Origin of the sequence: Mycobacterium sp. shizuoka-1, from assembly GCF_002723835.1 — a bacterium.
Classification (GTDB): Bacteria; Actinomycetota; Actinomycetes; order Mycobacteriales; family Mycobacteriaceae; genus Mycobacterium.
The window spans coordinates 54,146-69,077 of the sequence record NZ_BEWG01000007.1 but is presented as its reverse complement, the minus strand read 5'-3'; the positions used below and the strand labels follow the sequence as shown (position 1 = coordinate 69,077).

Genomic DNA, 14,932 nt, shown 5'->3' with positions numbered 1-14,932 from the left:
CGGATCGGTCCGATGTGGCACCATCGCCACGTGTCACCGACTGCCGGCAGCCGCCGGTCGAGCATCCCGGTCATCGCGCTGACCGGCTATCTGGGTGCCGGCAAGACCACCTTGCTCAACCATGTTCTGCGCACCCCGCAAGCCCGGATCGGGGTGATCATCAACGACTTCGGCGAGATCAATGTGGACGCCGGATTGATCAGCGGTCAGATCGACGAGCCGGCCTCGATCGCCGGCGGCTGCATCTGCTGTCTGCCTGACGACGGGCAGCTGGACGCCGCACTGGCCCGGCTGGCCGATCCCCGGCTGCGGCTGGACGCCATCATCGTGGAAGCCAGTGGCCTCGCCGACCCGGCGGCCCTGGCCCGGATCATCGGGTTCAGCGAGATCGCCGGGGTACGCGACGGTGGCGTGGTCGACGTGGTCGACGCGGTGCGGCACTTCGACACCGTCGACTGCGGCGGCGCACCACCCGCCCGGTACGGCGCGGCGACCCTGGTGGTGGTGAACAAACTGGACCAGATCCCCGCGGCCGACCATGACGCGGTACTGCACCGCGTGGAAGCCCGTGTGCGGGAACGTAATTCGCGTGCACACGTGGTCGGCGCGACGGATGGGCGCATCGACCCGAGGTTGCTCTACGACGTCGCGGCCGCGACCGACGAGACAGGCCAGCTGTCGTTTCGCGAGGCACTGATCGACGAGGCCGATGCCGAACACCACCATGTACACGCCGAATCGGTGACGGTCGGCACCGACTCGGCAGTGGACGCCGAACGGCTGCTCGAGCTGCTCGAGTCGCCGCCGGCAGGTGTGTACCGGATGAAAGGCCGGGTGCTGGTGCGACATCGTTCCGCGGCGCGGGGTTACGTGGTCAACGTCGTCGGGCCCGCGGTTCACATCGCACGCGGGGCCGCCGCCCGCGGACCGCAGAGCCACCTGGTGGCGATCGGAACGCGATTCGACACCGCAACCGTCCGGCGCCGACTGGCCGACGCGCTGCGGCCCGCCGCCGAGCCGCCCTCGGCGGCGGCCGAGCGTCGCTGGCAGCGCTACCTGACCCGCCCCTGACACCACGATGCCCCACCCTGCCGAGGGTGGGGCATCGCGGTTGTGCTGCGGTCCGGCTACACCTTCTTCGAGACGAAGATCGTCTCGTAGGAGTCGGTCTGCCACGCGCTCATGAACGCGCCGAGGGTGACCGGCTCGCCGAGCGGATACCGCTTGACCATGTTGCCGTCCTTGTCCTTCACCATCTGCCCCTGGGTGTCGGGCCCGCTGTCGTTGAGGTACACGATGCCGTTCTCGACATCCACGCCGATCACGACGACGCCGTGGTTCGGCTCCTGATAGTTCGGGATGCCCGGACCGTTGCCGCCCTGGCAGCTGCCCGTGGTGCACTGCACGGCCGCCCACATGATCTGGGCGTTGACCCCGACGATCACTCCCTCACCCCTGGCAATTGCCGCCTGGACGTCGCGCAGGGCCCGCTCGCCATCGGCGGCCGTGGCAACCGAGGTGTTCTCCCCGTTGATCACGGCAGGCGTTGAGTAGGTGGTGAATTCGGCGTTCAGGTTGTAGTACTTCCGCAGCAACATCGCCGTATCAGCGACGGTGGCGCCGTCCGAGGTGTTCTCGTTGATGTACACCTTCTTGCCCGGGATCACGATGCTGTCGGTGATCTTGGCCAGGTTGACGATCTCGTCCTCGGTCGGCTCGTCTTCGACGCTGCCCCGCATCTGACCGACCACCATGGCCGCCGCCATCAGGATGCAGTTTTCGTAGCTCTGCTTCACCCAGTACTTCGAGTTGATCTCCGGGTTTCCGTAGAAGCCGTCTCCGTCGATCTTGACGTTGACCACCACGTCATCGGTGTCCTGCTTGGCCAGCCCCATCTCGATCGCCCACGAGTGCAGCCAATTCTGCACCTGTCCGGCGAACCCGGGCAGCTGTGCGCCCTGACCGTTGTCCACCGTGATCACAAACGAGTCGGAGATACCGGGCTTCACCAGCGCCGGATCGACGGTGTAGACGTAGGTACCGTCTTCCCGGAGCACGACCGTTCCGTATTTCGGCTGGATCGTGACGCTGGACGTCACGCCGAATCCGTTGTTGCTCTTGCTGTTGAGGTCCACGATGATCTGCTTGAGATCGCCGATGTTGGCACTGATGTCCGGATCGGCGCCTGGCATCCGGTTGAAGAAGATGTAGCTGAGCTGCCGGGCCAGGTTCGTCATCACCGACTGCGGAGTCGCCGTCTGAGCCGCCGGCACGATGCTGGCCGCAGCCGACGACGTGTCGGTCGACGTCGGCGGGATCGGGGTCCCGGGGGTTCCGTTGGCGCCGAAGGCGCCGGCCTTACCGGCCTGGCCGTCAGGTGCGTACTGGCCGGGCTGTCCGCCCTGTCCGCCGCTGCCCCCGAAGCCACCGGTTTCGACTCCGGCGCCGCCGTCGGCACCGCCGTTGCCGCCGTTGCCGCCCTTGCCGCCGTTGGCCCCGTTGAGCGCGTTCAGACCCGAGCCACCGCGCCCGCCCTTGCCGCCGGCGCCGCCCTTGCCGCCGCCGCCGCTGATCTGGGTGGTGGAGCCGGCACCGCCGGCACCGCCGTCGCCGCCCGCGCCGGGCGTCCCTGCGGCACCGCCGGTCCCGAGAGCCGGCTCGTCGGAATTGTCGGGGCTCCAGCCGCCCCAGCCACCGGCACCACCGGCACCGCCCACGCCACCGTCGCCGCCGTTGCCTGCCGCCGACGAGGTGGTCGCAGCGCCGCCGGCGCCGCCCTTACCACCCTTGCCGCCGGTGCCACCGGCGCCCGCGGTTCCGTCGACGTCGGCGGTGTCCTGGCCGAGACCACCCGCGCCGCCCTTGCCGCCCACGCCACCGTCACCGCTGGCGCCCGCGTCGCCGTTGGACGCGATCGCGAAGAAGTACTTGCCCACGCCCGCGGTGCCACCATGCTGACCGCCGTCGCCGGCCGCCCCGCCGTTGCCGCCGTTGCCGCCGTCGAGTCCGTCTCCGGTCTTCGCGCCCTCGTTGCGGTTGGCGCCGGAACCACCGTCGCCACCGTTGCCGCCGGCACCTGCGGACCCGCCGTCACCACCGATACCGATGAAGAAGCTGCCCCGGCCGCCGTTGCCGCCGTTGCCGCCGGCGCCACCGGGTTTGCCGTCCGTCCCGTCGGGGTTCCCGGGGCTGCCGTCGGGGTTCTTGACGGCGCCGTTGATGCCGAAGCCGCCCTTCTGCCCGTCGCCGCCGGCCCCGCCGTCACCTCCACCGCCGAGCAGCGACAGGGCGCCGACGTTGCCGCCATTACCACCGTTACCGCCGCCTTCGCCGCCGGCCCCGCCGTCACCACCGGTGCCCATCCAGAGTCCGGCGTTGCCGCCGTTGCCACCGTTGCCACCGGTCCCGGGCGTCTCGCTGGTCGGCGGGCCTTCGCCGCCGGCCCCGCCGATGCCGCCGTTGGCGAACACCGACAGCAGTCCGCCGTTGCCTCCGTTTCCGCCGTTTCCGCCGTGGGTGCCTCCGCCGCCGATGCCGCCGTTGCCGCCGGAACCGGTGAACGACAACAGACCGGTGTTGCCGCCACTGCCACCGTCGCCGCCATCGGCGCCGATGCCGTAGCCCGTCCCGCCGGCACCGCCGGCGCCGCCATCGCCCTTCAGCAGACCGCCACCGCCCCCGCGGCCACCGTTTCCGCCCTGGGCCCCTTCCGGAACCGGTCCGCCGTTGGTCTGCGCGACACCGCCGTCGCCGCCGGCACCACCGTTACCGTTGAGACCGGCCGAGCCACCGTTGCCACCGTCGATGTGACCCGCGACCGACTGCGCCCCGGCGCCGCCGGCGCCACCGTTGCCTTGGAGCAGACCGCCGGCTCCGCCATTACCGCCGCGCCCGCCGTTGGCCGTGAGCACGCCGTCGCCGCCATCACCGCCGTTGCCGAACCAGCCTGCGGCACCGCCGTTTCCGCCGTTCCACCCGTTGCCGCCGTTGCCGACGATGCCGCCGTTGCCGCCCTTGCATGCGGCGCCCGCGGAGCAGGATTCCGCGGTCCACGAGTAGCCGTTACCGATGATGATGCCGCCGTTGGGATGTGCGGCGGTGCCGTTGCCGAAGAAGAAACTCACCAGGGTCTGCAGACCGTCGCCGACTCCGACCGCCGCCGAGCTCGGGGTCTTGGCCACCGAGGCCGCCGCAGCAGCGGTACGCGACACCGACGACACCGAGCTCGCCGTGGTGTCGGCAGGCGTCGCGTCGATCGTGGTGGTCTCGACCGCGGACTTCTTGGCGCCCTTGCTGCTACCGACCGAGCGTCCGTTGCCCGCGGTCGACCGGGGCTTGTGCCGCGCCGGTCCGGCCTGGGCTTTCGACTTCGACGATTCCGCCTTCGTGTCGCCGGATGCCGAGCTGCTCGACGCCGACGAGCCTTTCGATCCGGCCGAGCCGGTGGAGTCGGCCGAGGCCACCGCGGGCATCGACGCGATCGCGGCACCCACGCCGAGGGCGACTGCCGAAGCGCCGACCCAGGTCAGCATCCTCAGATGGCCGGGTGTCGACTGCTTGGGCGCCGCCATGCCGCCGAACTCGGCGGGCAACATACGCAGCTCGTGGGATTCGGACTGGAATCGGTCGGTCGAACTCATATGGGCAACTCCCCGTTAGTAGCCATAGCTTTGAATTGGCGGCCGACTCACAGACACCTGGCAGCCAGAGTGGAGCTTAAGGCGAACTAACTAACGCGTCTATAATTTGCTCAAAATTGTCCGATCGCGTCGAGAATTCGTCGCCGTCTGGGCATTGCGCGTTAACTGGCCGAGCGATCGCCCAGCACCCGACACCACGCCGGCGTGAGGGTGGCCGCGCCAGGTCGGTACGCCGGTGCCACTCCACCGGGGAGGCGCTGTTCCTTACCTCGAATAGAGCGGTGGAATCCACCAGGAAATAACCCTTCAGCAACAGCGATTTCGTCGACATCTCAGCGACTCACCGAGCGGCCCACTCGTTGCCTACAGCTCGATAGCGGCAATATCGCCTAGGGAACGGGCCGCCGCTACCCGACTACCCACCCGTTCGATCACTCTGAACCTACGGTGGCGGAGGTTGCTCTCGGCAAATTTACGCATCCGACAAGATTTTGGCATTGTGTTGCTGAATTGTGCCGGATTGAGCCCACTGCGGTTATTACGCGGCGGATAACCAATACCGATACCGTAGGTCCGCGAACGTGACGATATCGGCGTGAAAATGTGCGCGGGCGCCCCGCCCGACGCGGCGCAGATGGCACCCGCGATCGGAACCCGGCGTCACAGATCGACGACGACGTCCTCAGCCGGCGTCGCGATGCAGACCAATATGTTGCCGTCGGCTGGTGGCTCCAGGGGCTCGGGGTCGTAGCGGACCCGCCCGGACAGCAGTGCCGTCTCGCACGTGTGACACACGCCGGTGCGACACGACCAACGGGTCGGCACATCGCACGCCTCGGCGAACTCGAGCAGGCTGGCGTCGGTGGGCCGCCATGGCGCCGACAGCGCGCTGCGGGCGAACTGTACGGTCGGCCCAGGCCCGGGCGGGCCGTCCGGGACGTGGGGTGCGCGCAGCGCCGTCGCGGCGATACCGGGGTTGATCGCGGACTGGGCGCCGAATCGCTCCGCGCGGATGTGGGCTGCGGGCAGCCCGCAGGCCACCAGCGCGTCGCTCACGGCATCCATGAAGGGCGCGGGGCCGCACACGTAGACCTCGGCGTCGGCAGGCAGTTCCAGTGCAGCCAGCGACTCGGTGGACAGCCGCCCCCGCTGGTCATAGTCCTGACCCTGCCGATCGGCATCATCCGGGCTGCTGTAGCAGATACGAGATCGGCTGTGCGGCAAGCGATCCAGAAGACTGCGCACCTCACGGCCGAATGGGTGCTCGGCGCCGTTGCGGGCGCTGTGCAGCCACCAGACCGGGCGGCTCGATCCTCCGGCGACCAGGGCGTACAGCATCGCCAACACGGGTGTCACCCCTACCCCGGCCGAGATCAGGACCACCGGGTCCGCGGTGTCGTCGAGGAAGAAGCTGCCTCGCGGTGCGGCCACCTCGATGAGGTCGCCGGCCTGGACGTGGTCGTGTAAGTAGGCGCTGACCGCACCGAGCGGTTCACGCTTGACGCCGATGCGGTAGTGCGCCGAACCCGGTTTGTTGGACAGCGAGTAGTTGCGCACCAGCGACGTACCGTCGGCACTGCCGGGAACTCGCACCACGATCGACTGGCCGGCAAGCCATCTGGGCAGCGGTGTGCCGTCGGGATCGGCCAGCACCACCGAGCGCACGGAGGCGCTTTCGTCGCGCACGGCGGTGACTCGAAGCGGTCGGAACCCGGCCCACGCGGGCGCCGGTACGGCCGGGCCGGTCAGCCCGCGGTTACCGCCCGACCCGGCGGCTGCCGGGTCCTGGTCGAGCAGACTCTGCAATGAGGCCCGCCAGCCGGGGCTCAGCGCGGGGATGTCGACTGCGCGTTGCAGGGCTTCGCGGGGATGCCCGGGAAGGTAGAGCAGTGCGTCGATCTCGGCGACGCTGACCTGGTGTGGTCCGTCGGCGATCTTGACCACGTCCTGACCCGCGGCCACCTCGCCTTCGGCCAGGACACGGCAGTAGAAACCGGGACGGCGGTGCGACACCAGCAGTGCCGCCATGCGCGGCTCGCCGAGTCGCATTCCGACGCGGTAGCAGGTGACCCGCGGCTGCGTCACCTCCAGCACCACGTCGCCGATCCGGTAGCGATCGCCGATGCAGACCTCGTCGTCGGGTAAGCCGTCGACGGTCAGGTTCTCCCCGAAGGCGCCTGCGGTCAGGTCGTCACGGCCGAGCACTGTCGCCCAATGCTCGTAGGAGGCGCGCTGATACACCAGCACCGCGCGGTTCTCGCCGCCGTGTCCGGCGAGATCGCCCTGCCCGTCCCCCTCCACGTTGAGCCGCCCGATCCGGCGCGGCCCGGTCACCGGCGCCTTCCAGGCCCCGGTGTGGACGATGCGACCGTTCCAGTCCACGTCCTTGGGGAGTCCGACGTTGACCGACACGACGATGCCCGCACCGGTCGTCATCGCTGCTCTCCGAGCTGATCACGCAGCCGGGCTTTTTCCGCCTGCAGAGCGGCGATCTGCTCGCGCAACGGCGTCAAGGCGGGTTCGAGTTCGGCGGCGGTGAAGCGGCGGGTGATGTGCTGCTGGCAGTTCCAGTCGTAGGCCTCGACGTCGACGAGCACCGCACGCTCGACGACAGCGTCGTAGGTGGGATCGGTCAACGACGCCAGCAGTTCCGGGTCTTCGTCGGCGGTCACGATGCGGGCGTGACCGAAGATCTTCAACCGTCGCTGGTGCGCGAAATCCAGGGCGATGATCGCGACGCGGTCGTCGCCGGTCACGTTGCCCGTGCTGATGTATTGCAGATTGCCGCGGAAATCAGCCCAGCCGATGGTGTGACTGTTGAGTACGTGGATGAATCCTGGTTTACCACCGCGAAATTGGACGTATGGCCAGCCGGTCGTCGAGACCGAGGCGATAAAGAAACTGTCCCGCTCGCGCAGATAGTCCCTCTCGTCGCCGGTGAGCGGATCCCGGCCCGGCGTCGCCGCGCCGGCAACGGCCTTGCGCCCGTGAAATTCCGCACTGCCGTGCTCGCTCTGCACCGCGCGGACGTCGTCGGTGAAGGCGATCGATCCGTAGTGCCTGCTCATCTGCTCTCCTCGTGGGTCACAGCAGCGGGATCTCGCGGCCGCGCTCGTTCTCAGGCCGCGGCCCGAAGTAGCGCCGCTGCGACTCGTCGATCGCGACGTCGTTGATGCTGGCCTCGCGCCGCTGCATCAGGCCGTTGTCGGCGAACTCCCACAACTCGTTGCCGTAGCTGCGCCACCACTGCCCCTGTGCGTCGTGGCATTCGTATTGGAAACGTACCGCGATGCGATTGCCGTGAAAGTCCCACAAGCTCTTTCGCAGTGCGTAATCGAGTTCGCGCCGCCATTTGGCGGTGAGGAATTCCACGATCTGTTCGCGGCCGGTGATGAAGTGGTCCCGGTTGCGCCAGGCGCTGTCGGGGGTATACGCCAGGCTGACCTGGTGCGGGTCGCAAGTGTTCCAGGCGTCCTCGGCGGCCTGCACCTTCTGCAGCGCGGCGTCCAGATCGAACGGCGGAAACGGCGGGCGGGGTTCCGTCACTGCTGACCTCTCGTCGGGACCGTCATGTCGGCGATCACCTCGTCGGTATATCGAACAGCGTGCGCCAGATACGCGAAGTTCACCAGAGCCGCCTGATATCCGTCACCGCGGCTGGGATGCCGGGGGCCCGCGGTGGCGTCGCGGACCACCGTCACTTCGTGCGGCGGATCGATGACGACAACAGCGGTGTCGACAGGATCGGGGGTCATGCGCTGAAGTGTGCCATCGCAGACTGCAAAGAATGTGAATGCTTTGTGAATCGCCATCCGGACCTCAGTAGGATTCGTGACGTATCACCCAACTCGGGAGGGCCGGCCGGTGGCTGCACGCCGTAAGGACTATCCGCTCAACACATCCCAGCAGCGCACCTGGCTGAACTACATGCGGGTCTATCACCGGCTCGAATACGAGATGAATCGGCAACTGTTGGCCGATTGCGGACTGTCGCTCAGCGATTACACGGTCATGAACGCACTGTCCCAGGCGCCGGGGCACCGCACCCGCTTGACCTCGTTGGCCACCACCATCGGCTGGGAGCGCAGCAGGCTGTCTCATCACCTGCAGCGGATGGCCGGCCGCGGCCTGGTCGATCGGGTGCGATCGGACTCCGACGGCCGGGCCACCGACGTGGTGCTCAGCGACGCCGGCTGGGACACGTTGCGCACCGCCGCCCCGCTGCACGCCGAGTGGATCCGCACATTGTTCTTCGCCGATCTCGACGCGCAGCGGGAGGCACAGTTGGCCGAGATCCTGGCGACCGTCTACGGCAGCATTCTGCGTGCCGGCACGCTGCCCAGGCCCGATTAGACCTGTACCGATCCGCCGTCGACGAACATCTCCGAACCGGTCATGAAGCTGCTCTGATCCGAGGCGAGAAACAGGACGGCAGAAGCGATCTCGTCGGGACGGCCGACGCGGCCCATCGGCACCTTCGCCGCTTCGGCGTCCAGCAGCGCCTGTTCCCCGCCGCTGGGCGCCAGCCCGGTGAGGCCCGGTGTCTGGACCGGGCCCGGCACGACGACGTTGACGCGAATCTTGCGGTCGGCCAACTCGGCGGCCCAGGTCCGACCCAAAGAGCGGATCGCGGCCTTGGATGCGGCGTAGGCGCCGAAGGCCGGGAAACCGACGGAGGCCGACGTCGAGCCGGTGAGCACGACCGATGCACCCTCGTGCAACAGCGGGAGCATCTTCTGCACGGTGAACACAGTGCCGCCGACGTTGCGGGTGAAGGTGTCGGCCAGATGTTCCGGCGTCTCGTCTTCCAGGGTGGCGAACTCCCCGCCGCCGGCGTTGGCGAAGAGCACATCGAGACCGCGGCCGCGTTGCCTGACCGCGTCGGCCAGACGATCCAGAGCGGCGATGTCGGTGACGTCAGCCGCGACACCGGTCGCGTTGTCGCCGATGGTGGCCACCGCCGCGTCGACCCTGTCCTGGGTCCGCCCGGTGAGGAACACGTGTGCGCCCTCGGCCGCCAAACGTTGCGCGGTCGCCAGGCCGATGCCTGATGTGCCGCCGGTGACCAGTGCTGTCTTCCCGCTGAGCTGGGTCATGAGTTCTCCTCTGTTCGGCTGTCGGGCTACGACCAGAAGAACTAGGTGACATGTCACGTTATTCCTCGACTCGGCCGGCCGGTCATGATCGCGCTAACGTCGTGCCGTGACGTCGAGTCTGGTCGAGCGGGCCCACGAGATCGCCGACACTGTGCTGTTCCCGGCGGCGCTGGCGGTGGACCGGACCGGACATGTGCCCGACAGCCACTGGGAGACGCTGGCTGACGCGGGGTTGTACGGCATCGCCGCCCCGGCCGAAGCCGGCGGCCCCGGGCTGGAACTGGCGCAGATCGTCGAGATCCTGGAGACACTGGCGGGCGGCTGCCTGGCGACGGCGTTCACCTGGGTGCAGCACCACGGCATGCTCGCCGCGCTGGCGGCCAGCGACAACCGCGCCCTGCGCGATGCGACCGTCGCCGACGCGATCGCTGGGCAGATCCGTGGCGGCGTTGCCTACGCGGCGGCCGTGCCGGTACCACCTCGGCTGAGGGCACAGCGCCTCGCCGGCGGCTGGCGGCTGTCCGGCCACGCACCCTTTGTCAGCGGTTGGGGCATCATCGACGTGCTGCAGATCTCGGCCGGTGACGTCGAAACCGGAGACATCGTGGCGGGTTTGGTGAACGCCGAGGTCCAACCCGGCATCACCGCGGTGACCGCTCAGTCGTTGTTTGTCGCCGACGCCTCACAGACCGTGGCGCTGGAGGTGGACGGCCTGGTCATCCCGGACGACCGGGTGGTCAGCCGGGTGTCGCGCGCCGAGTTCATGGCCCACCAGAACTTCGGGTCACGACTCAATGCGACACTGCCGATCGGCCTGGTCGGTCGGTGCGTCCGCTTGCTTCAGGACGCCGGCGCGACTGCCGCGGCCGATGCCCTGCGTGGCGAGGCCGACGCGATCCGGCTGCGCCTGGACGCCGGCCTGGCCGACGGGTCGACGCTGTTACGGGCCCGCGCCGACGGGTGCGCGTTGGCCACCCGCGCGGCGGGCACACTGGTCGCGGCGCACGGCGGGCCGTCCCTGCTGCGGTCGGATCCCGCGCAACTGCTGGCCCGTTCGGCCTTGTTCACCCTGGTCGCCGCCAGCCGACCGGAGCTCAAACGCGCGCTGATCAACCACCTGTCGCATACCGAGGAATAGCGTAGGTTGCCCAACGTGGCGCCCCAATGGCATGTCGGACCGGTGGCTGTGCCGGTGCATGGCCTGTTCGTCGGGCTCGGTGTGGTGACGGCCATGGTCGTGTTCGTCCTCGAAGCGCGACGCCGTGGCGCCGTCAACGATCAGTCGTTGGTCGCGGTCGCCGGCGCGCTGGTGGGCGGCGCGATCGGCATGCGGCTGTCCGGCTGGGCCCGCCATCTCGATTTCAGCGCCAACCCGACGTTCGCGCAGGCGTGGCAGTACGGGGCGAAGAGCATTCTCGGCGGCTTGCTGGGGGCCTACGTCGGGGTGCTGGTCGCCAAGCGCGTCGGCGGGTACCGGGGCAAGACCGGTGATCTGTTCGCGCCGGCGGTGGCATTGGGCATGGCGGTCGGTCGGGTCGGGTGTCATCTCACCGAGGCACCCGGCCGTCCCACGTCACTGCCGTGGGGGGTGCACGCCGCCGCCGGTACACCGGATTGTCCCGGATGCCTGACCGGCGCGGCGATGCATCCCTCGTTCCTTTACGAGATCGCCTTCCAGCTCGCGGCGTTCGCGACGCTGATGTGGCTGCGCCCCCGCATCACCAAATCCGGCGAGCTGTTCGTGCTCTACGTTGCCGCCTATGCCGTATTTCGCTTCGTCGTCGAATTCACCAGGGCGAACGAAACGGTGTGGCTGGATTTGACTCGGCCGCAATGGTTTCTGCTGCCGTCACTCGCACTCATCGGGCTTCGGGTGTGGTACGGATACCGGCACGGTTACTACCGATTCCCCGCCCACCGGCAGGAGGTACCCGCATGACGACACCGCCACCGGGCGATGACCGGAACGACGATCTGCCGCCACCGCAGGAGCCACTGCCACCGGCCTACCTCCCCCAGCAGCCGTGGTATCCCCCGCCGGCCGGGTATCCCCCGCCGGCCGGGTATCCCCCACCGGCCGGGTATCCGCCGCCACCACCGGGTTTCGGGGCGCCAGGTCAGTACGGCTACCCGTTGCCGGGGCCACCGCGTCCGCGGATCTCGGTGGGCATGGCGTTCCTCGGCGTGTTTCTGTACTTCGTCATCAACCTCGTCACGGGGTTCGGGGTGCTGGCTTTGGCCGGCAGCAACGGAAACGCGGTGCTGGCGGTCGGGGCGGCGGCACTGGCCGTCGGCGCGTTGGGCGGTGGCGCGGCCATGCTCGCGACACCGAACCCAGCGGTCAAGGGGCTGGGCCTGGGACTGATGATCGGCTGGGCGTTTCTGTCCGTCGTCTCCTTCGGGTTCTGCACCGGCCTGAACCCCGAGATGTACACGTGACGAACACCGGGATGGGGCTACGCGGCGACCGACTGCTGCGGTACGTCACCGCGTTCTGCCCGCCCTGCCATACCGAGGCGCCCGACCGACCGCTGGCCGATGTCGCGCGCCTGAGTGGCCGACTCGTCGAGCGCGATGGCCGCGTCTGGCTCGAGCGCGGTTGCCCGACACACGGATTGGTGTGCACCCTCTACGACGAGGATCCCGAGATCCTGTCCTACCTGGAGGAATGGACGGCACCGACGAAGGCGCACACGCCGGACGTGGCCGGGAACTTCGATCCGGTCCCGTCGGCATATCTGCGCGGATTGCCCGAGATGCAGACTCAGCACACCTGCATCCTGCTCGAGGACATCGCCGAGACCTGCAACCTGCGTTGTCCCACATGCTTCACCGGCTCCTCACCCGACCTGCGCAACGCGGTGCCCGTCAACGACGTGCTGGCCAACGTCGACCAGCGGCTGGCCCGTGAGAACGGCCGCCTGGACGTGCTGATGCTCTCCGGCGGCGAGCCGACGTTGCACCCGGAACTACCCGAGCTGATCGCCGAGCTGACCGCGCGTCCGATCACCCGGATCCTGATCAACAGCAACGGTATTCGCATCGCCAATGACGACTCGCTACTCGACTTGCTCACCGAGCACCGGCACCGTGTCGAGGTCTACCTGCAGTACGACGGCCTTTCCGAGGCCGCGCATCGTCATCACCGAGGCGGTGACCTACGCGCGCTCAAAAGGCTGGCGCTCGACCGGCTCTCACAGCGGGAGATCTTCACCACCTTGGTGATGACCACCGCACTGGGCGTGAACGACCGCGAGATCGGCGCCATGGTTCGACTCGCCCTGGACACCCCCTACGTCGGTGGGATCAGCATCCAGCCGCAGTTCGGTTCGGGCCGATCAGGGCCCCTCGATCCGCTCGACCGACTCACCCACACCGGGGTGCTCGCCCGCCTCGGTCCGCAGACCGACGGCCTGGTCACCTGGCGGGACCTGACGGCGCTGCCCTGTTCGCATCCGCACTGCTGCTCGGTGGGATACCTGATTCGCGACGACGCCGGAGTGTGGCGCTCGCTGGTCTCGCTGCTCGGCCACGACGGTCTCAAAGCCCGACTCGGCCTGGTGTCGAACCGGATCGTCGACAGCGAACTGCCCGACCAATTGCGGCTCGCGGTCAAGGAATCACTGCTCGGTCTGTTGTCCGAGCAGTCGTCGCTCTCCCATCCCGACATCGGCGACATCTGGCGAACGATCTGTGAGAGTTGCGATTTGGGCATGGGCACACTGTTGGCGATGGCCTCGTCCGCTCTGCCGGGCCGACGGCGCAAGCTACGGCGCCTGCTCGGCGAACGGGTCGTCCGGGTGACCGTCAAACCGTTCATGGACATCGCCACCATGCTCGAAGAGCGGTTGGTGCAATGCTGCGTGCACGTCGGGACCAGCGCAGATCAGCATCAGTGCGCGCCGTTCTGTGCCGTGCAGGCCTGGCCGGAACTCGGCCGCCAGCGACTCTCGGCGGCGGCCGGCCGGCAGCTTCCGTTGGTCGCGCTCGACGCTAGTGGTCTGTCCCGCTCAGCCGTTGCCGGTGGCGCCTGACGTCGCGACCGACGAGTTCGACCGCGTCGCCCACGTCGACGGTGACGGCATCGTCGCCGGCGACGAACGGGATCTGCAGCAGGCCGTAGAAGTCGTCGGTGGGGACGAAGGTGTGCGCCCGGGCGAACAGGGGCTGCGCATCGAAGACCCGTACTCGCAGTTTTTCTCGGCTCAGTCGGCCTAATTCCCTGCCGGTCTCGGGATCGGTGATCACCGGCCCCGTCCGGGAGCTCACCGCGAACACCATGCCCGAGACCACCCCGGCCTCGGTGCCGCGGTTGATGACCAGCGTGTGGTCATCCTCCACCAGCGCGACCTGGCCGGTGATCGTCTCCCCGGTCACGACGCCGCCAACGAATTGCCTTCTCGCAGAGCCGATGTCGACGCCGCTCCGGCGCGGATGCGCGGCCGCAGGCCATAGTCGTCGGCGCGAAGCGGCATGTCGTAGCTTCCGGTGTCCTCTTCGGTGCCCAAGGTGAGCTCGACCGCCGTCTTCGCCTGGAACAGAGCGATGACGGCCTGCTGGTGTTGGTCGGTGCCGAACGAAGCGAGCGCCACGGCCAGCTTCTTGTCGACGTAGTGCACCGACCGCTCCAGCTCGGAGGTCGCCGGACGCGACGGCTGGGCGGGCCCGTCGCCCAGACCGCTGTACCAGCGATGCCCAAGAGCGCCCAGGACCCCGGCGCACAACGGAGTGACCACCACGGTGCAGATCAGGCCCAGCGTGGTGTGCAGCGCGATCGCGCCGACGACACCGAGCAGCAGCAGGACCGCCGCGGCCACGAACACTCGCACCGCCGCCGGCACCGCTTCCACGACGCGCCACACCTGTCGGATTGCCCGCGCGCCCGACCGGGCGACGCCCGCGACGGCGGCGGCGATGGCTTTGACGGCCTTGAGGGCGGCCCGACCGATCGCGTCGGCTTGTTGTCGGGTGACCGGGGACTTGGGCATCGACCAGGACCGCTGCGGTGCCCCGGCGGGTGTGACCTGGGGCTCGGTCGACGGTTCGGGAGCCACTGGTTCGGCTGCGGGAGGGGCGACGGCCTGGTCGGTCAGGGCGGCCTCTGCCGGTTCCGACTGAGTCCCATTCGCATCAGTAGTCACATGCGTATCATCGCCCGAACCGGGTGAATCCCCGCCCTGGCGCGCCGAGACACAG

The 14,932-nt window shown here is 68.7% G+C and carries 14 protein-coding genes; 6 read left to right on the top strand and 8 right to left on the bottom strand.

The window, feature by feature from the left end; translation table 11 throughout:
• Positions 1-30: 30 nt before the first annotated feature.
• The gene (locus tag MSZK_RS01840) at positions 31-1,071 is read left to right on the top strand and encodes a GTP-binding protein (RefSeq protein ID WP_233211070.1); all 1,041 of its coding nucleotides are present in this window, start codon (positions 31-33) and stop codon (positions 1,069-1,071) included.
• 56 nt (positions 1,072-1,127) lie between these two features.
• Here MSZK_RS01840 and MSZK_RS32240 read toward each other — a convergent pair whose 3' ends face one another.
• The 5 genes from MSZK_RS32240 to MSZK_RS01815 form a co-directional block, all read right to left on the bottom strand.
• Positions 1,128-4,640: an Ig-like domain-containing protein gene (locus tag MSZK_RS32240; protein WP_158230532.1), complete on the bottom strand. Its 3,513-nt coding sequence runs from the start codon at positions 4,638-4,640 to the stop codon at positions 1,128-1,130.
• Between the two features lie 660 nt (positions 4,641-5,300).
• Complete coding sequence (locus MSZK_RS01830; RefSeq protein ID WP_099244228.1) at positions 5,301-7,076, bottom strand: MOSC domain-containing protein; 1,776 nt, start codon at positions 7,074-7,076, stop codon at positions 5,301-5,303.
• Positions 7,073-7,708: a pyridoxamine 5'-phosphate oxidase family protein gene (locus tag MSZK_RS01825; protein WP_099244226.1), complete on the bottom strand. Its 636-nt coding sequence runs from the start codon at positions 7,706-7,708 to the stop codon at positions 7,073-7,075. The genes MSZK_RS01830 and MSZK_RS01825 overlap by 4 nt, the downstream gene beginning before the upstream one ends.
• Positions 7,709-7,724: 16 nt before the next feature.
• Complete coding sequence (locus MSZK_RS01820) at positions 7,725-8,186, bottom strand: nuclear transport factor 2 family protein (protein WP_099244224.1); 462 nt, start codon at positions 8,184-8,186, stop codon at positions 7,725-7,727.
• Positions 8,183-8,395: a hypothetical protein gene (locus MSZK_RS01815; RefSeq protein ID WP_199203152.1), complete on the bottom strand. Its 213-nt coding sequence runs from the start codon at positions 8,393-8,395 to the stop codon at positions 8,183-8,185. Before MSZK_RS01815 ends, MSZK_RS01820 begins: the two co-directional genes overlap by 4 nt.
• A 109-nt stretch (positions 8,396-8,504) precedes the next feature.
• On the opposite strand from MSZK_RS01815, the gene MSZK_RS01810 reads away from it, so the two are divergent.
• Complete coding sequence (locus tag MSZK_RS01810; RefSeq protein ID WP_233211069.1) at positions 8,505-8,993, top strand: MarR family winged helix-turn-helix transcriptional regulator; 489 nt, start codon at positions 8,505-8,507, stop codon at positions 8,991-8,993.
• Here MSZK_RS01810 and MSZK_RS01805 read toward each other — a convergent pair.
• Positions 8,990-9,736 carry an SDR family oxidoreductase gene (locus tag MSZK_RS01805; protein WP_099244222.1) on the bottom strand — a complete coding sequence of 249 codons (747 nt, stop codon included), beginning with the start codon at positions 9,734-9,736 and terminating at the stop codon, positions 8,990-8,992. The two genes, MSZK_RS01810 and MSZK_RS01805, sit on opposite strands and share 4 nt — an antisense overlap.
• A 106-nt stretch (positions 9,737-9,842) precedes the next feature.
• Between MSZK_RS01805 and MSZK_RS01800 the strand changes: the two genes are divergently transcribed.
• The 4 genes from MSZK_RS01800 to MSZK_RS01780 are packed head-to-tail and all read left to right on the top strand — an operon-like array spanning position 9,843 to position 13,770.
• Positions 9,843-10,874 (top strand): acyl-CoA dehydrogenase family protein, encoded by a 1,032-nt coding sequence (locus MSZK_RS01800; RefSeq protein WP_099244220.1) that lies wholly within the window; start codon positions 9,843-9,845, stop codon positions 10,872-10,874.
• Between the two features lie 15 nt (positions 10,875-10,889).
• Positions 10,890-11,675, top strand: coding sequence for a prolipoprotein diacylglyceryl transferase (locus tag MSZK_RS01795; protein ID WP_099244218.1), 786 nt, complete (start codon positions 10,890-10,892; stop codon positions 11,673-11,675).
• Positions 11,672-12,175 (top strand): hypothetical protein, encoded by a 504-nt coding sequence (locus MSZK_RS32780; RefSeq protein WP_233211068.1) that lies wholly within the window; start codon positions 11,672-11,674, stop codon positions 12,173-12,175. Before MSZK_RS01795 ends, MSZK_RS32780 begins: the two co-directional genes overlap by 4 nt.
• 11 nt (positions 12,176-12,186) lie before the next feature.
• The gene (locus MSZK_RS01780; protein ID WP_099244371.1) at positions 12,187-13,770 is read left to right on the top strand and encodes a radical SAM protein; all 1,584 of its coding nucleotides are present in this window, start codon (positions 12,187-12,189) and stop codon (positions 13,768-13,770) included.
• Here the strand turns inward: MSZK_RS01780 and MSZK_RS01775 are convergent.
• Both MSZK_RS01775 and MSZK_RS01770 read right to left on the bottom strand, forming a co-directional pair.
• Complete coding sequence (locus MSZK_RS01775; protein WP_199203151.1) at positions 13,730-14,113, bottom strand: hypothetical protein; 384 nt, start codon at positions 14,111-14,113, stop codon at positions 13,730-13,732. The genes MSZK_RS01780 and MSZK_RS01775 overlap by 41 nt on opposite strands.
• Entirely contained in the window at positions 14,110-14,724 is a 615-nt protein-coding gene (locus tag MSZK_RS01770; protein ID WP_099244369.1) for a hypothetical protein, read from the bottom strand. Before MSZK_RS01770 ends, MSZK_RS01775 begins: the two co-directional genes overlap by 4 nt.
• Positions 14,725-14,932 lie beyond the last annotated feature (208 nt).